Source organism: Streptomyces sp. CA189, assembly GCF_056428985.1.
In genome coordinates this window covers 58,570-75,295 of sequence record NZ_JBWJVM010000043.1, presented here as the reverse complement: position 1 = coordinate 75,295, position 16,726 = coordinate 58,570, and the positions used below count along the sequence as shown (strand labels likewise).

General features: G+C 73.7%; 15 protein-coding genes and 1 tRNA gene. 10 read left to right on the top strand and 6 right to left on the bottom strand.

The annotated features are described in order from the left end of the window. Both AC061S_RS27570 and AC061S_RS27565 read right to left on the bottom strand, forming a co-directional pair. A partial coding sequence (locus AC061S_RS27570; RefSeq protein WP_478688577.1) for a protease inhibitor I9 family protein occupies positions 1 to 656 on the bottom strand: 656 nt, incomplete at its 3' end. 175 nt (positions 657 to 831) lie between these two features. Continuing rightward, on the bottom strand, positions 832 to 1,245 hold the full coding sequence (locus AC061S_RS27565) for an N-acetyltransferase family protein (RefSeq protein WP_478688576.1): 414 nt from the start codon (positions 1,243 to 1,245) through the stop codon (positions 832 to 834). Positions 1,246 to 1,981: 736 nt separating this feature from the next. Here AC061S_RS27565 and AC061S_RS27560 point away from each other — a divergent pair. Further along, on the top strand, positions 1,982 to 2,638 hold the full coding sequence (locus AC061S_RS27560) for a nucleoside deaminase (RefSeq protein ID WP_478688575.1): 657 nt from the start codon (positions 1,982 to 1,984) through the stop codon (positions 2,636 to 2,638). 18 nt (positions 2,639 to 2,656) lie between these two features. Here the strand turns inward: AC061S_RS27560 and AC061S_RS27555 are convergent, their stop codons facing one another. Continuing rightward, the gene (locus tag AC061S_RS27555) at positions 2,657 to 3,196 is read right to left on the bottom strand and encodes a hypothetical protein (RefSeq protein WP_478688574.1); all 540 of its coding nucleotides are present in this window, start codon (positions 3,194 to 3,196) and stop codon (positions 2,657 to 2,659) included. Positions 3,197 to 3,524: 328 nt separating this feature from the next. Between AC061S_RS27555 and AC061S_RS27550 the strand changes: the two genes are divergently transcribed. After that, entirely contained in the window at positions 3,525 to 3,950 is a 426-nt protein-coding gene (locus AC061S_RS27550) for a phospholipase (RefSeq protein WP_478688583.1), read from the top strand. 73 nt (positions 3,951 to 4,023) lie between these two features. On the opposite strand, the gene AC061S_RS27545 is transcribed toward AC061S_RS27550, so the two are convergent. Next, positions 4,024 to 4,911, bottom strand: a complete 888-nt coding sequence (locus AC061S_RS27545; RefSeq protein WP_478688573.1) for a LysR family transcriptional regulator — start codon at positions 4,909 to 4,911, stop codon at positions 4,024 to 4,026. 103 nt (positions 4,912 to 5,014) lie between these two features. Between AC061S_RS27545 and AC061S_RS27540 the strand changes: the two genes are divergently transcribed. Further along, entirely contained in the window at positions 5,015 to 5,479 is a 465-nt protein-coding gene (locus AC061S_RS27540; protein WP_478688572.1) for a YybH family protein, read from the top strand. Between the two features lie 238 nt (positions 5,480 to 5,717). After that, positions 5,718 to 6,437: a DUF4386 domain-containing protein gene (locus AC061S_RS27535; RefSeq protein WP_478688571.1), complete on the top strand. Its 720-nt coding sequence runs from the start codon at positions 5,718 to 5,720 to the stop codon at positions 6,435 to 6,437. 168 nt (positions 6,438 to 6,605) lie between these two features. Here AC061S_RS27535 and AC061S_RS27530 read toward each other — a convergent pair. Further along, positions 6,606 to 6,678, bottom strand: a tRNA-Arg gene (locus tag AC061S_RS27530). 333 nt (positions 6,679 to 7,011) lie between these two features. On the opposite strand from AC061S_RS27530, the gene AC061S_RS27525 reads away from it, so the two are divergent. From AC061S_RS27525 to AC061S_RS27505, 5 genes are all read left to right on the top strand, one after another. Further along, complete coding sequence (locus tag AC061S_RS27525) at positions 7,012 to 8,640, top strand: dynamin family protein (protein WP_478688570.1); 1,629 nt, start codon at positions 7,012 to 7,014, stop codon at positions 8,638 to 8,640. Positions 8,641 to 8,644: 4 nt separating this feature from the next. Continuing rightward, positions 8,645 to 10,471, top strand: coding sequence for a GTPase (locus tag AC061S_RS27520; protein ID WP_478688569.1), 1,827 nt, complete (start codon positions 8,645 to 8,647; stop codon positions 10,469 to 10,471). 138 nt (positions 10,472 to 10,609) lie between these two features. Beyond that, complete coding sequence (locus AC061S_RS27515; protein WP_478688568.1) at positions 10,610 to 11,017, top strand: single-stranded DNA-binding protein; 408 nt, start codon at positions 10,610 to 10,612, stop codon at positions 11,015 to 11,017. A gap of 233 nt (positions 11,018 to 11,250) precedes the next feature. Further along, on the top strand, positions 11,251 to 12,438 hold the full coding sequence (locus tag AC061S_RS27510) for a thioester domain-containing protein (protein ID WP_478688567.1): 1,188 nt from the start codon (positions 11,251 to 11,253) through the stop codon (positions 12,436 to 12,438). 299 nt (positions 12,439 to 12,737) lie between these two features. After that, positions 12,738 to 14,231 (top strand): phosphatase PAP2 family protein, encoded by a 1,494-nt coding sequence (locus AC061S_RS27505; RefSeq protein WP_478688566.1) that lies wholly within the window; start codon positions 12,738 to 12,740, stop codon positions 14,229 to 14,231. 37 nt (positions 14,232 to 14,268) lie between these two features. Here the strand turns inward: AC061S_RS27505 and AC061S_RS27500 are convergent, their stop codons facing one another. Continuing rightward, positions 14,269 to 14,862 (bottom strand): hypothetical protein, encoded by a 594-nt coding sequence (locus AC061S_RS27500; protein ID WP_478688565.1) that lies wholly within the window; start codon positions 14,860 to 14,862, stop codon positions 14,269 to 14,271. 195 nt (positions 14,863 to 15,057) lie between these two features. Between AC061S_RS27500 and ettA the strand changes: the two genes are divergently transcribed. Next, a complete protein-coding gene (ettA, locus tag AC061S_RS27495; RefSeq protein WP_478688564.1) occupies positions 15,058 to 16,722 on the top strand; it encodes an energy-dependent translational throttle protein EttA in 1,665 nt (554 codons plus the stop codon). Positions 16,723 to 16,726: the final 4 nt, after the last annotated feature.

Sequence of the window (16,726 nt, the reverse complement as noted above, 5' to 3'; positions counted from 1 at the left end):
GCGGGGGTCTGCCCGCGGGGCGGGCCGCGGGTCGGGGCGAGGGGCGGGGCGGGGGTGTCGCCGAGGGGGGGGTCGTCGACCTCGGTGTCGTCGAGCGGGGTGCTGCTGGCGGGCGTGCCGGTGCCCGGGGCGCCGTCCGGCGGTGTGTCGCTGCCCGGGGTGGCGCTGGCGGGGGTGCCGCTGGCGGCAGTGGCGTCGAGCGGGGTGCCGTTGACCGGCCTGCCGTGGGCCGGGGTGCTGGTGACCGGGGTGCTGGTGGCGGGCGTGCCGCCGGCGGGGGTGCCGTCGGTCGGAGTGGCGCTGGCGGGGGTGCCGCCGACCGGGGTGTCGTTGATCCGGAAAAGGGCGTCGGGCTCCACGGAGGCCACCCGGGGATCGGCCGCGAGTTCGGCGGCTCGGGCGGCGGTGGTACGGACGGCGAAGCCGCTCAGGACGGTGTCGTAGACGGCCCCGACCCGGTCACCGGCGGCCTCGGCCTCGGCGGCGAGGGCACGGGTGGCGGCGACCGCGGAGGCGCGGGTGGTGCCGTCCTTGAGGACGACGACGTAGGGGGCGGTGGGGGCGTCGGCGGCTGCGGCGGTGGCGGCGTACGGCGGCAGGGCGGTGGCCGCCGCCAGCAGGGCGGCGGCCGGGAGCAGCGCGGTGAATGCGGTCATGCCGCCGATGCTCGGCGAGGCACGGGCCGACCGCGCGGAGGGTGCGCCGACTGGCCCCACGACACGCCGCCCCAGGGGCGGTGGGCGGCTAGGGCGTGTCCTCCGCATCAGACCGGGCCCGCGGCGCCCGGCACCGGACGACGCAATCCGATCCGTCGGATCCGGCGGACAGGGTCTAGCGGGCGAAGGGCCAGCCGAGCATCCTGAAGACGCCCTCGTCGCGGGCGCCGGCCGCCCCGTACGTGGCCAGCGCGGCCTCGTTGTCGGTGTCGACGCCCACCCACATGCCGTAGCAGCCGCGCGACTCGGCCTCGGCGGCGAGCGCCTCGGTCAGGGCCCGGCCGAGGCCCCGCCGGCGGTGGGCCTCGTCCACGGAGAGCTCGTAGAGGCACATCTCGGTGCCCTTGTCGGGGTGGATCATCTCGATGCCGGAGACCATGCCGACGGGTACGCGGTCCACGTAGGCGATCAGCATCAGGTGCCCCGGGGCGGCGAGGAACCGCTGTGACCAGTCCTCGCGGCCGGGGCCGTCGAAGAGGGCTTCCGCGGCTTGGAGTTCGGCGACGGTGCGGGCGGGGCGGATGTCCATGGCGGTGACGATAGCGCTGCCGACGGCGGCGCCGAGCGAGGTGCCGAAAGGGGTGCCGATGGCACCGCCGAACGGGCTGGCGGGCAGCCTGCCGATGGCAGTGCTGAGGGAGGGGCCAGGAGAGGGCGATGGCGGTGCCGAGGGGAGTGACTTGGAGGGGGCTGGGATGGGGCGATGGCGGCGCCGAGGGGGCTGGGAGGGGTGGCGGAAGGGGTGCCGGTGGCAGTGCCGAAAGAGGTGCCGAGAGGGGGCCGATGGTGGTGCCGAGAGGGTGTTGGCCAGGTGCTGGAAGCGGTGCCGACGGCGGTGTCGGGAGAAGCGTCGAGGGAAGTGTCGGGAGGGGTGTCGGGAGGGGGCTGAGGGAAGTGCCGGAATGGGTGTCGGAGGGGTGTCAGGAGGGATGCACGGAGAACTGCCGGAGGGGCGTCGGGAGGGCTGCCGAGAGAACGGCCGGAGGGGTGCCGAGAGTGGCGTTGGGCGAGGTGCCGAAGGCTGCCGGCGAACGGGCGGCGGGGTGGCGACGAAGGTGGCGCGCGAGGGGCGGCGAGGTGGCGACGAAGGCGGCGCGCGAGGGGCGGCGAGGGGGCGGCGAACGGGCGGCGGGGCGGCGACGAGGGCGGCGGCGAGGGCGGCGGCGAGGTGGCGACGAAGGCGGCGCGCGAGGGGCGGCGAAGGGCCGGCGACCGGGCGGCGGGGCGGCCAAGATGCGGTGGAGGGCGGTGGCGATAATGGCCGGATGGGTAACGGGGAGCAGGGTTTCGACACGGCTTGGTGCGCTGCGCCCGAGCCTCTGCGGAGGGCGCTCGCCCTCGCCTACGAGGCGCTCGCGGCCGGAGGCCTTGCGGTGGGAGCGGTGCTGACGGACGCCGACGGGCAGCCGGTCGCCGAGGGGCGCAACGAGGCGTACGAGGACGGCCCGGGCGTCGGGCCGCTGCGCGGGACGCCGCTCGCGCACGCCGAGATGAACGCGCTGGGGGCCGCCCGCACGGGCTGGGACCTGGGCGCGGCGACGCTGTGGAGCACCCAGGAGCCGTGCTCGATGTGCGCGGCGGCTGCCGAGTTCACCGGCGTCGGGCGGGTGCGGTACGTGGCCCCGGACCCGTGGGCGCTGTCGAGCGGCAACGGAGCCGGCTCCGGCGCCGATCCGGGCCTGCCGCAATGGCTGCTGGTGGCCAACGCCATGTTCCTGCGGAGCGTGGTCGTGGCTTCGGAGGGCCCCGGGGAAACGCGGATCCTGACGCACCACCGGGCCGTCGAACCGGAGACCACGGCCTTCCACGACAGCCTGCCGGCGGGCCTGCCGACGGCCGCCTCACCGGAGGACTGGCTGCGCCCCCACTGGGCCCGTCTCACGGAACTCTCGGCTGCCCGCGAGCTGCGCACACCTCGCTGACACCCCGGGCGGCCCCGATCAGGGGGTCGTGGCCGACACCTGCCGGACCGGGGTGCCGTCCTGCGCACCCGCCCCGGGAGACGGGGTGCCGTCGGTCCAGGCGTAGACCTGCCTGCCGCGCACCGTGACCTGGTACTGGTGGGCGCCACGGCACTCGGGCCGCTCCTCGGAGCTGGTGCCGGCCGGCCACCACTTGGCCTCCAGAGCCGTCCCCGCGTGCTTGCTCGGCGTGCCCGCCGAGCACTGCGGGCCGTCCAGCGGGGTCGCGCCCAGCGTGAAGCGGAGCAGCCGCGCCTCACCGTCGGTGCGCGCCATTATTCGCACGTCGGTCGCGTCCTTCGGCACCCAGCGCGGCAGCACCCACGTAGCCTCCCCGCGCGCCGGCTCCCCGCGCGTCGGAGCGTCGGCGGCCGTCGCGAAGCGCATGCCCTTCTCCTTGAACACCTGGTCGTTGATCGCGTCGGTCAGGGGGTTGGGCGGGAGGTTGGGCAGGGCGATGGCAGCGGTGGCGAGGACTCCCGCGGTGGCGGCGACGATGACGAGAGGACGGCGGTTCATGTCTACGAGTATTCGCGGCGGCGGCCGTAGTCCGCGTCCCTCCCGAGGACCAACCGAATCTCTGCCGGAAGAGTGACATCGGCTCATACCTGAGTACCGGTCCCGCGCTCCGGCGCAGGTCAGGATCCATCCGGAGTCCGTCGACTCCCGGTAGGGGAGGGCACGGGCGGCGGTCCTGGCGCCCTCGGGTGCCACGCCGACACCCGTGGTGGCACCCCTCGTTAGAGGGTGCGTGCCCCACCGTCACGCCCCCGCACCACCCGCCCAGCCCCCCGCCCAGCCTCCCGCCCGGGCCGGAGCCAGGGCATCCGCTCTCGTCGCCGGCGCCCTGGCGGCCGTACTGGCCCTCGCGCCGGCGGCGTCCGCGGCTCGGCAGGCCCCGCTGCTTCCGGAGGACAAACCTCAGGTGCTCAGCGGCTGGACGCAGCCGGGCGCGGTCAGCCAGAGCGCCTGGGTCGCGGCGCGCGGGAACCGGGGCGAGTGGGACCCGTACGGCTTCGACTGGTCCACGGACTACTGCACCACGTCCCCGGACAACCCCTTCGGCTTCCCCTTCCGGACGGCCTGTGCCCGGCACGACTTCGGCTACCGCAACTACAAGGCGGCGGGGGAGTTCCAAGCGGCCAAGACCCGGCTGGACGACATGTTCCACTCCGACCTGAAGCAGGTCTGCGCACGCTACTCGGGCGCCCGCAAGGCCTCCTGCGACGGCACCGCGTGGACCTACCACCAGGCCGTGAAGGCCTTCGAATAGCCCTCCGGACCTACGCCCCTGCCACCACCACCGCCACCGCCACCGCCACTGCCAACGCCACCGCCCGGTGTGGTCACAGTGAGACGGGGCCGACGTCAGCGGCGGTCCGGGCCAGTGCGCGGATGGTGGGGCTGTCGGCGGTGGAGCGCCAGATCAGGGCCAACTGGAGGTCGGGGGCGTCGTGGAGGGGAACGAAGACGATGCCCGGATGACTGTTGTAGCGGGCGGCGAGCACGCCCAGCGGGTGGACGCACAGTCCGGCGGCCACCAGGGCGAGGATCTCGTGGAAGGTGTGCGCGGCCGGGCCGCGGGGGATTCGGCGGCCGAGCGGCGTGCGTGTGGGGACCATGGACGCGATCCAGTACTCGGGTGCGTCGGGGCCGAGGTCGGCGACGTGGTTGTCGGCGAGATCTTCCAGGGACGCAGTGCCGAGACCGGCCAGCGCATGCCCTGCCGGCACGGCCAGAACGCGGCCTCCGGTGGCCACGGTGGGGCCGATGGTGAGGTCCGGTTCGGCCACGGGCAGCCACAGCACGTTCACGTCCGTCTCCCCGGTGCGCAGCGAGGTGAACGGGTCGCTGCCCACGACTTCGGTGAACTGCACGTCGCTGCCGGGATGGCGGCCGCGGAACGCGTCGAGGAGAGGACGCAGTTCGTATCCGAGCATGCCGATGACGCCCAGCCGTATCCGCCCCGCGCCCAGACCCGCCGCCTCGGCGCGGGCGAGTCCCGCTTGGAGGAGGTCGTGGGCCTGCTGCAGATCTTCGCGGAGGCGCCGGCCGACCGGGGTCAGGGCCACGCGCCGACTGGTGCGGTCGAACAATGCCGCGCCGATGCGCCGCTCTTGCTTGCTGATGGCCTGACTGACGCGCGCCTGGGACACGTGGAGCCGTTCGGCAGTCCGGCCGAAGTGCAGCTCCTCGGCCAACGTCAGGAAGATCTCGATGTCTCGTAGCTCCACGAATAACTCCAGCGTTATCGATCGCCCCACGAACCCTACGTTGTTCCGTGTATGACCTCCCTTGATGCTGGACGACAAGGAAGCCGACAAAGAAGGGACCCCGATGAGCAATTCGACGAGCATCCCTCAGCCCATCGCCGACCGCTTCGAGATCGAAGCCCTGCGCGGCGAGCTCAGCGACGCGGTGATGAGGCGCGACTACGACCGCGTCGAATCGCTGTTCACCCCCGCCGGCGCACTGCGGTGGCCACACATCGGCAAGGAGTTCGTCGGCCGGGACGAGATCCGCGCCGGGGTCGAGTGGGGGCAGGGCCTCTGGGAGTTCTTCGTGCAGAACGTCCACCCCGGCACCATCCAGTTGGACGGTGACATCGCGGTCGGCCGTGCGTACGTCCAGGAGTTCGGGCGCATGCGCGACGGCAGCTCACACGCGAACCACGCCGTGTACCACGACCGGTACCAGCGCACCCCCGACGGTTGGAAGTTCGCCGAGCGCGTCTATGAGGTCACCTACCTCGACTTCACTCCCCTGGCGGGCTCGCCGCTCCCCGCAGCGCCCGACGCCTGACGACTGCCCCCGCCACGATGGAAGATCACCCCGACGAACAGGGGCGACTGCCGCGGGACTTCGCGCCCGTCCCGGTGCGCCTACTCCCCGCGGAGTAGTGGCACCGCCTCCCGCTGCCGGACGACCGCGCCGCTGTCGCAGCGGCATTCTGACTGTCACCGGGGCCCCTGCCCACACCGCCCGCGCCGGGGTCCCGGGTCCCACGACGAATCCCTTCACCGACGAACCAGGAGCTGTCATGCCCACATCAACCACCGAGCCCCGCACGGCCCCGCTCCGGGGCGCGGCCCCGCGCCCGCGCGGAGCCGTCGCGCTGCTCACCGTCGCGCTCTCCTACGCCGCACTCACCGCCGCGTACGTCGTCACCAACCTCGCCGCCCCGCGGCCCGGCACCCCCGGCCGCGACATCCTGAGCCAGTACGTGCGCGACCACGGCACGGCGATCGACCTGGGCGCCTTCCTACTGCTCGTCGCCGCCGTGCTCATGGTGCCCGCCGCCGCCACCCTGGCCCGGCTGGTGCGGCGGGGGCAGGGGCGGGATCAGGGCGCCGCCCCGGCGACGGCGCTCGCCGGCGGACTGCTGGCCAGTGGCGCGCTGGCCTCCAGCGCCGCGCTCAGCTGGACCCTGGGCCGGCTTCCGGAAGAGGCGCCCGCGGACCTTGCCCGCGCCCTGGCGGACCTGTCCTTCCTCGCCGGCGGTCTCGGGTACGCCGTGTCCTTCGCCCTCCTGGCGGCAGGCACCTGCCTGGCGGCCCGCGGGAGCGGGCTCCTGCCGCGCGCCTGCCTCGTCACCGGGTTCGTCATCGCCGCCGCCGGACTGGCCGCCACCCTCACGCTCGTCGTCTTCGGCTTCGGCTACCTGCTGCCCGTCGTCCGTTTCGGTGGCACGGCATGGCTGGTGTGGGCCGCGTTCGCCCTGCTCCGCCCCCGCCCGACCGCACCGGGGGTGAACGCGTGACCGCCGCCTCGCCGTTGAGCAGGGCTGCGGACCCCGCCGCAAGGGGTGGTGGAGCGGCCAAGGGATGGCGAAGGGGTTTACGCGAACGCTACGGAGGTCGCGCTAAAGTGCCGCTGACCTGGGTGAAAGCCCTCCGGGGAGACAGCCCTCGGGGTGGTGGACAAGAAGTGCCCCCGGCAGGACTCGAACCTGCGGCCAAGTGCTTAGAAGGCACCTGCTCTATCCACTGAGCTACGGGGGCCGGAAGGTGGCCGTGGTGGCCTGGAGCCCCTTGATGGGGGTGGGGCTGTGGTCCGTGCCGGGTCAAGGATAGGGCTCCGGTTGCCTTGTCCCGGTTGCTTCACCCGCGTGCCACGATGTGGAGGTTCGGTGAAGCGGTCCCGATAATCGCAGGCAGGTGCGATTCGCGCACCGCTTTTGCGCCGTGGCGCCCTGGGTGTTGTGCACTCGTTATGCCTGCGCCCCACTCGTCCGCTGTGTCCGGGATGTGCCTGCTGGAGTCGCGCTCGGCGCGCAGAGGACGTATAAGCTTCAAAAATGCTCCTAAATTGGGCATTCTTCGCATGTGGTGACCTTGGATGTTCGGCCTCAGCTGCTCGATGCCCTGTCCGCCCTGCGCGACCGGGTCGCGTCCGTGCGTCTGCCGCTGCCCCTGCCCGGCGCCCCCCGCGCCCGCCAGACCAGAGCCGAGCTGCTCGCGCAGCTCGACGACTATCTCGTACCCCGGCTGAAGGCGCCGGAGGCGCCGCTGCTCGCCGTCGTCGGCGGGTCCACCGGGGCCGGTAAGTCCACCCTCGTCAACTCCCTCGTGGGGCGCCAAGTGAGTGAAGCCGGAGTGCTCCGGCCCACCACGCGCACCCCCGTCCTCGTCTGCCACCCGGATGACCACCACTGGTTCGCCGGGGTGCGGGTGCTGCCCGATCTGATGCGGGTCTGGGCCCCCCAGGACGACGAAGACACCCCCGCGTCCGCCCGGACGGCCTCCCGCCGGCCGGGTGACAGACACGGACGCGGATACCCGTCCACCACCCGCGAGGTGCGGATCGAGACCGTCTCCACCCTGCCCCGCGGCCTCGCCATCCTCGACGCCCCCGACATCGACTCCCTCGTGGTCGACAACCGGACGCTCGCCGCCCAGCTCATCTGCGCCGCGGACGTCTGGGTGATGGTCACGACCGCCTCGCGGTACGCCGACGCCGTGCCCTGGCACCTCCTGCGCACCGCCAAGCAGTACAAGGCCACCCTCGTCACCGTCCTGGACCGGGTCCCGCACCAGGTGCTCGCCGAGGTCTCCCGGCAGTACGGCGCCCTGCTCACCCGGGCCGGGCTGGGCGAGGTGCCCCGCTTCACGGTCCCCGAACTGCCCGAATCGGCCGGCGGGGGCGGGCTGCTGCCCGCCAGCGCCGTGGCCCCGCTGTTCGCCTGGCTCGCGCACCACGCGCAGGACCCGGCCGCCCGCCAGTACGCCGTCGGCCGCACCGCGCTCGGCGCGCTCGACTCCCTCGGACGCCGGATGCCGGAGCTCGCGTCGGCCGTCGCGGCCCAGCACGCCGCCGCCGTACGGCTGACCTTCGCCGTCGAGGACGCCTACAAGCGGGAGGGCAAGCGGGTCCGGGGCCGCCTGGACCGGGGCGCCGTACTCGCCGGCGACGCGCTGACCCGCTGGCGCGGCTACCCGCTCGACACCAGCGCCGACGAACTGCTCGACTCCCTCGCGGAATCCCTCGCGGCGCTGCTCCAGTGCGCCGTGGCCGCCGCCGACGAACGCATCGCGGAGGCCTGGCGGCGCGAGCCCGCCGCCGGCGCGGTCTCCCTGCCCGCCCCCGACCGCGAGGCGGCGGAACGTATCGGCATGGCCGTACGCCGCTGGCGGCGCGTGCTGGAGGAACTCGCCGAGGAAGAGGTCGCGCGGCTCGACAAGCAGCCCGCGCCCGACCCCGACGGGGTCGCCGCCCTGCTGGTCGCGGCCCTCCTCGGCGGCAAGCGGGCCCGGCCGGCCGGGGAGAAGCTCGCCGAGCGGATCGGAGTGCAGGCCGCCGTACGGCTGCGCGACCGGGGCGGCGAGCTCGTAGCCGAGCACCTCGACCAGGTGCTGCGCGCCGAACGCGACCGCCGCCTCGCCCCGATCGAAGCGCTCGAAGTGAGTCCCGAACCCCAGGCCGAGCTGATCGCCGCGCTGTCCGTACTGCAGAAGGAGAGGTGACGCGGTGACCGCCCTGACCGACCGCACCGACGACCGCTGGGACGACGGACTGATCGCCCGCTCGCGCCCCCGGACCAGCGAAGACGACTGGCCCGCGAGTGGGGACGAGGAGGGCGACGAAGCACTCGTACGGGCGGTTTCCGGCGCCGGAAGTGACGGCGGCAAGGCCCCCGCGCCCCCGCTCAGCCCCGAGGCGCAGGCCCTGCGCGTCCGCCTCGACGCGCTGCGCCAGCTCATCGGGCTGTCCCGGACCAGGATCCTCGACGGAAAGACCCTCGCCGAAGCCGGCCGCGTACTGGACGAGGCGGCAGCGCGCCGCGGCCTGTCGGCGCAGCACACCGTCGTCGCCATCGCCGGAGCCACCGGAAGCGGCAAGTCCACGCTCTTCAACTCGCTCGCCGGAGTGCAGATCTCCGAGACCGGGCTGCGCAGGCCGACGACCGCCGCACCCATCGCGTGCAGTTGGTCCGACGGAGCCGCGGGACTGCTCGACCGGCTGGAGATCCCCGGACGGCTGCGCCGCCGCCCCCGCGAGACCTCGGAAGCCGAGGTGCTGCGCGGCATGGTCCTGGTCGACCTGCCCGACCTGGACTCGGCGGTCGGCGCCCACCGCGACCACGTGGACCGGGTCCTGGCTCTGGTCGACGCGGTCGTGTGGGTGGTGGACCCGGAGAAGTATGCGGACGCCGTCCTGCACGAGCGGTACCTGCGGCCGCTGGCCGGGCACGCCGAGGTGACCTTCGTCGTGCTGAACCAGGTGGACCGGCTGCCCGGAGAATCCGCCGATCTCGTACTGGACGACCTGCGCCGGCTCCTCGACGACGACGGGATCGCACTCGGCGAACACGGCGAGCCCGGGGCCACCGTGATCGGACTTTCCGCCCTTACGGGTGAAGGCGTCGGGGAACTGCGCGAGATGCTCGGACAGTTCACCCAGGAGAAGGGCGCCGCGACCCGCCGCATCTCCGCCGATGTCGACAAGGCCGCGGCCCGCCTGCGGCCGCTCTACGTGGCCGACGGCCACGCCGGGCCGGAGATCGGGGAGACCGCGCGCGCCGAGTTCGAGGACCGGCTCGCCGAGGCGGTCGGGGCGTACGCGGCCGGGCTGGCCGCCGAGCGGGCCTGGCGGCGCAACGCCGGGAAGGCCTGCGGCACCCCGTGGCTGCGCCTGTGGCGCTGGTACGAGAGCCGGCGCTCCCCGCGCTCGCTGGCCGGCCTCGCCGCCCTGGCGGCGATCGGGCGTTCCCCGGTGGCCTCCGAGGCGCCGGTCGAGGAAGAGGTGACGGCCCGCCAGCGGGTGGAACAGGCCGTGCGCACCGTCGCCGACGAGGCGGTCCTCGGCCTGCCCGACCCCTGGGCGCAGGCCGTACGGGAGACGGCGGTCCGCGGCGCCGAAGGGCTCCCCCAGGCGCTGGACGAGATCGCGGTGACCCTCGGGCCGGCGGTCACGATGCCCAGCACCAGACCGCCGCGGCCCTCGTGGTGGCCGGCGGCGGTGCTGGCGCAGGCTGCCATGACCCTGCTCCAGATCTACGGCGGCCTGTGGCTGGTCGGGCAGATCGTCGGTGTCCTGGAGCCGAGCCTGATGCCGCCGGTCCTGCTGATGGTGGCCGGCATCATCGGCGGACCGCTGGTGGAGTGGGCCTGCTCGATCGGGGCCCGGGGTCCGGCGCGGCGCTACGGGCAGGACGCGGAGCGGCGGCTGCGGGAGGCCGCCGCCGGCTGCGGGCGGGCCCGGGTGCTGGAGCCGGTGGCGGCGGAGCTGCTGCGCTACCGGGAGGTGCGCGAGCAGTACGCGACGGTGGCGAAGTTGTCCACAAGCCGTCAGTAGTCCACAGGCTCCGGCGGGTTGCGGCGGCCCGGGCCAGCATGGTCGTACCTCGTGCGGATGGTCCGTGCGGGTACGGAAATGCGGGTCGGGCGGCGCGTGGTCGAGCAGCGCCGCCGGGCCCCGGTAAGGACGGCCGGGATGAACGACACCCAAGTGACGCTGGTGGGCTACGTGGCCACGCAGATCGACTACAAGGACACGGCGAGCGGCCCGGCGGCCCGGTTCCGCTTCGCGGTCACCCCGCGGTACTACGACCGGAAGAAGGAGAGCTGGGCGGACGCGCCCACCAGCTTCTACACGGTGTGGGCCCGGCGCGGCCTCGCCGTGAACCTCGCCGGATCCGTGTCCGTCGGTGAACCGCTGGTGGTCCACGGAAGGCTGCGGGTGCGCGAGGACCCGCCCGACGGGGAGGGAAACCGGTGGTTCTCGGCGAACATCGACGCGACCGCCATCGGGCACGACCTGAACCGCGGCACGGCGGCCTTCCGGCGGGTCGTCAGGACGGACGTGCCGCTGATGGGCACTCAGAAGGCGGCGGTGGTCTGAGTGTTCGAGGAGGCTAGGATTCCCCGGTACTCACGGGCACCTGGGCCTTCGGCCCGAAGGGGAAGACTGTGTCGATTGCCGTTCCCGCACCCTCCGCTCCTGCCGCCGCCGTTGGCGTTGCTCCTGTCGGCGCTCCTGCCGGCGCTCCGGGCGGTGTTCCGGTTCCCGCTGCGGCGCAGGCCTGCGACGCACCGGCGACGCGCACCACGGTCGCCGCGGCCATACGGGACTCCGTGCGGCGGCCGATCGCGGTGGCCCTGCTCGCCGTCGCGCTGGCCGGGGCCCCGGGGGCGGTGGCGGCCGCCGACGCCGGCCCGGCCGCGCCCCGGACGCCGGAGGGAGCGAGCGCCGTCCTCGACGGGCTGAAGACCTACGGACAGGCCGTCCTGCACGGCACGGACGGAACCGTGCGGCAGATCCCGGCCGGGCTGTACGAGATGCGGGTCGACGGCGGCGGCATGCTCCAGACGTACGGAGTCGGCCTCACGGGCAACGCGCAGCCCCAGGCCCGGTTCACGGAGATCGGGTGGAGCGGCACGCCGCTCGCCGGGAACGCCGAGGCGGGCCGGATCCGCTGGGTCCTGGAGCACTCCTACCCCCAGCTGAACGATCTGGCCGGGCTCGCCAAGGCGGCCGGAGCCGCAGCGCTCACCGCGGAGAGCGCTGCGGCCGGGACCCAGGTGGCCATCTGGCGGCTGGCCGAGAGCGCACGGGTGGAGGCCGTCGACCCGGAGGCGGAGAAGCTGGCCGACTACCTCCAGCGGGAGGCGCGGCGGCTGCCCGAACCGCCGGCGTCGCTCGCGGTGGATCCCGGCGAGGTGTCGGGGCCGCTGGGCACCCGGATCGGGCCGGTCACCGTGCGGACGGGCGCGCAGAGCGTGAGCGTGACCCCGGACGCGGAGGCCGTGGCCATGGGGGTGCGGGTGGTGGACGCCCAGGGCCTGCCGGTCACCTCCGCCGTCAACGGCGCGAAGCTGTTCTTCGAGGTGCCGGAGGGGACGCCGGACGGCAGCGCCGAAGTCACCCTCCGCGGGTCCACCCGCGTGCCGGTCGGCCGGGTCTTCACCAGCGGGGTCCCGGCGCAGGTCCAGATCGTGGCCGGCTCCAGCGAGTCCGCCGCCGTGGCCACGGCGACGGGGAAGTGGCCGCGGGTCCCCGCCGACCAGCCGGCCGACGTTGCGGCCTCGGGCGGGGCGATGACCGCGCTGGGCGCGGCGGGCGCGTTGTCGGAGGCTGCCCCGGCCGTGGATCCGGACACCTCCGAGGAACGGCTGGCCGCCAGCGGCAGCTCGGCGGCCACCCCGGTGATCGCCTCCCTGGCGGTGGGCCTGGTCGTCCTGGGCGGCCTGGTCGTCCTCCTCCTGCGCAAGCGCCCCTTGGAGGACGGCCCGGGCCCGGAGCGGTCGATGGACCGGGAGTAGGACGCACGGCCTGAGTAGAACGCACGGCCGGAGTGGGACGTGCAGGGAGAGCCGGCGCTCCCCTGCAGGCCCCGGGCCGACCACGGGCCTTGTGCCGGCCGTGCCTCGCCGGCTCTGGTCGGGCCTCGCCGGGCCTCGCCGGGCCTCGCCGGGCCTCGCCGGGCCTCGCCGGGCCTCGCCGGGCCTGGCCGGGTCAGGACTGCCCGGGCCTGCCGTTCCGCCGCGACCGGAGGGGCGGGGACTCCGGGCGGCCCGGGTGGGGGCTGGTTCGGATGCGGGGGTTCGGGTAGGGGCAGAGGATGGCTGATCAAGAGCTGACCTGGCGGGGCGCGGTCGCACGAGGGGACCGTTGGCTGTTCGACGTCGTGGCCCGGCGGCACTGGCCCGGGGCCGACCGGGTGCTGCCGCGGCTCGGGCGGGCCGCGAACCACGGGCTGCTGTGGGGCGGGGCCGCCGTGGGGATCGCCGTCCTCGGCTCGGCCGGGGCCCGCAAGGCCGCCGTGCGCGGGGCCGCGTCGCTGACGCTGGCCTCCGCGACCATCAACACCGTCGGCAAGTGGTCCGTGCGCAGGCCGCGCCCGGTGCTGGACGGGGTGCCCCCCGTGCGGCAGCTCGCCACGCAGCCGCGGACCACCTCCTTCCCGTCGGGGCACTCCGCGTCCGCGTTCGCCTTCACCGCCGGAGTGGCGCTGGAGTCCCCGCTCTGGGGCGCCGTACTGGCTCCGGTCGCCGTCTCCGTCGCGTTCTCCCGCGTGTACACCGGCGTGCACTACCCCTCGGACGTGCTTGCGGGCGCGGCCCTCGGGGTGGCGGCCGGATTCGTCGTCCGCCGCCTCACCCGGGACGTCGAGGAGGCACGGATCGTGCCCGGCGACGAGCGGGCGGCCGCGGGGGCGCCCGCGCTGCCCGACGGGGCCGGGCTCACGGTGGTGGTCAACACCGGATCCGGCACGGCCGCCACGGCGGGGCTCGACGTACTGCTGCGGGAGCGGCTGCCGAAGGCCGAGCTCGTCGAGTGCGAGGGGCCGGAACTCGCCGCGGAACTGGCCGCGGCCGCCGAGCGGGCCACCGTGCTCGGCGTGTGCGGCGGCGACGGCACCATAAACGCCGCCGCCACCGCCGCGCTGCGCGCCGGGATCCCCCTGGCGGTGTTCCCCGGCGGCACGCTCAACCACTTCGCGCTCGACCTCGGCCTCGCGGGAACCGAGGACACCTGCCGTGCCGTGGCGGCCGGCCACGCGGTCCACATCGGCGTCGGCCGCTTCACCCCGGGCCCCGGCCCGGACCCCGAGGACACCCGGGCCGGGTACTTCCTGAACAACTTCAGCATCGGGGCCTACCCCGAACTGCTCGGCCACCGGCTCCGCTGGGCACCCCGGATCGGAGGCGGCCCCGCCGCCCTCCTGGCGGCCTGGCGGGTGCTGCGCGCCGAGCGCCCCGTACGGCTCAAGCTCGCCGGGAAGCCGCGCAGCGTCTGGCTGCTCTTCGCGGGCAACGGCACCTACCAGGGCACGGGCCCGGCGCCCCGCTACCGCAAGAGCCTGGGCGAGGGCCTGCTCGACGTCCGGCTCGTCCACGGCGGCGGCCGCCCCGGCCCCCGCCTGCTCGCCGCCGCCTTCGCGGGCCCGCTGACCCGGTCCCCGGTCCACGTGGCCACCCGGCTGCGCAGCCTGCGCGTGGGCGACATCCCCGCCGGCACCCCGCTCGCCTACGACGGCGAGTACGCCCAGGCCCCCGAGGCCCTGGTCCTCGACGAGCTCCCGGACGCCCTCACGGTCTACCGCCCTCGCTGACTCCGCCCGCCCCGGCCCCGCCCCGTCCGGGCAGCCGTCACGGACCCGGGGCCGGGCCGGGCGGGGACGGCGGCCGCGCCACCGCAACGGCGTCCACGCCCAGATCGGCCCGCATCACGCCCCGCATGACGTCGGCGCGCGTCGTGAGCTCGGTGAGACGGGTGTGGATCTCCTCGAAGGAGCCGTCCGGATTCGGGGTGCCCTCCGCCAGCCGCATCGTGCGGGCGTAGGCCCCCGCCATGCCCCGCGTCATGATGTCCAGCTGGGCGAGTACGGCCTCGGAAGCGATCATCTGGGCCTCCGCGAAGACGGTGTGATGGACGTTGCGGACCTCCTCCAGCGCGGCCCGCTCCTCCGGGGTGACCTGAGACCTGTGGACGAGCCACAGGAAGGACATGAGGCCGATCCGATAGCGCCGGTACGCGGCGTTCGCCGCCGCGTAGCACTCGCGCCGCCGGGCCAGCTCCGCCAGCTCCTGTTCCCGCAGCCACCGCGTGCGGTCCACCAGCTGCTCCCGGTCGAACTGCGCAGCCTGCACCCGCGCCAGCATCCGCTGCGAAAGCACCGTCGCCAGCAAAGTTCCGGCCACGCCGACCAAGGCGGCCCCGAGCGCGATCAGTCCGCTGTCCATACGTCCCCCCACCTCGGCCGCAGCCCCCCGGCCGCGCCCTCGTCGATGGCATCCTGCCGTGCGGCACAAGGGCTCGGGGCGGTTTCACAGACCTCGGTCGGGTGGTCGCGGGGCCGAACGGGTTTCCCCCCGGGGATGGACGTCAGGCAAGATGGGGTGTATCTGCCCACCCATCGATCTGCCGGACGGTTTCTCTTGGCTGAGTTCATCTACACCATGCGCAAGACGCGCAAGGCGCACGGCGACAAGGTGATTCTTGATGACGTCACCCTGAACTTCCTGCCCGGCGCGAAGATCGGTGTGGTCGGCCCGAACGGCGCCGGTAAGTCCACCGTCCTCAAGATCATGGCGGGGCTGGAGCAGCCGTCCAACGGCGAGGCGTACCTGTCTCCCGGCTTCACCGTCGGCATCCTCATGCAGGAGCCCAAGCTCGACGAGTCGAAGACCGTACTGGAGAACGTCCAGGACGGCGCCGCCGACATCATGGCCAAGCTGAAGCGCTTCAACGAGGTCGCCGAGGAAATGGCGACCGACTACACCGACGCGCTCCTGGACGAGATGGGCAAGCTCCAGGAAGTCCTGGACCACGCCAACGCCTGGGACCTCGACGCCCAGCTGGAGCAGGCCATGGACGCCCTGGGCTGCCCGCCCGGCGACTGGCCCGTCACCAACCTCTCCGGTGGCGAGAAGCGCCGCGTCGCGCTCTGCAAGCTGCTGATCGAGGCCCCGGACCTGCTCCTCCTCGACGAGCCCACCAACCACCTCGACGCCGAGTCGGTGAACTGGCTGGAGCAGCACCTTTCGCAGTACAAGGGCGCCGTCGTGGCCGTGACCCACGACCGGTACTTCCTGAACAACGTCGCCGAGTGGATCCTCGAGCTCGACCGCGGCCGCGCGCACCCCTACGAGGGCAACTACTCCACCTACCTGGAGAAGAAGGCCACCCGTCTCAAGGTCGAGGGCCGCAAGGACGAGAAGCGCCAGAAGCGCCTCAAGGAAGAGCTCGAGTGGGTGCGGTCCAACGCCAAGGGGCGTCAGACCAAGTCCAAGGCCCGCCTCGCGCGCTACGAGGAGATGGCCGCCGAGGCGGACAAGATGCGGAAGCTGGACTTCGAGGAGATCCAGATCCCGCCGGGCCCGCGTCTGGGCTCGATCGTGGTCGAGGTCAACAACCTCTCCAAGGCGTTCGGTGACAAGGTCCTGGTCGACGACCTGTCCTTCACGCTGCCGCGCAACGGCATCGTGGGCATCATCGGCCCGAACGGCGCCGGCAAGACCACGCTCTTCAAGATGCTCCTGGGCCTCGAAGACCCGGACTCCGGCTCCGTCAAGATCGGCGAGACCGTCAAGATCTCGTACGTCGACCAGAGCCGCGCCAACATCGACCCCAAGAAGTCCCTCTGGGCCGTCGTGTCGGACGAGCTGGACTACATCAACGTCGGCCAGGTCGAGATGCCGTCCCGCGCGTACGTCAGCGCGTTCGGCTTCAAGGGTCCGGACCAGCAGAAGGCCGCCGGCATCCTCTCCGGTGGTGAGCGCAACCGCCTCAACCTGGCGCTGACGCTCAAGGAGGGCGGCAACCTGCTGCTCCTCGACGAGCCCACCAACGACCTCGACGTCGAGACCCTGTCCTCGCTCGAGAACGCGCTCCTGGAGTTCCCGGGTGCGGCCGTGGTCATCTCCCACGACCGCTGGTTCCTGGACCGAGTCGCCACGCACATCCTGGCGTACGAGGGCGAGTCCAAGTGGTACTGGTTCGAGGGCAACTTCGAGTCGTACGAGAAGAACAAGGTCGAGCGGCTCGGCGCGGACGCGACCCGTCCGCACCGTGCCACCTACAAGAAGCTCACCCGAGGCTGAGGGC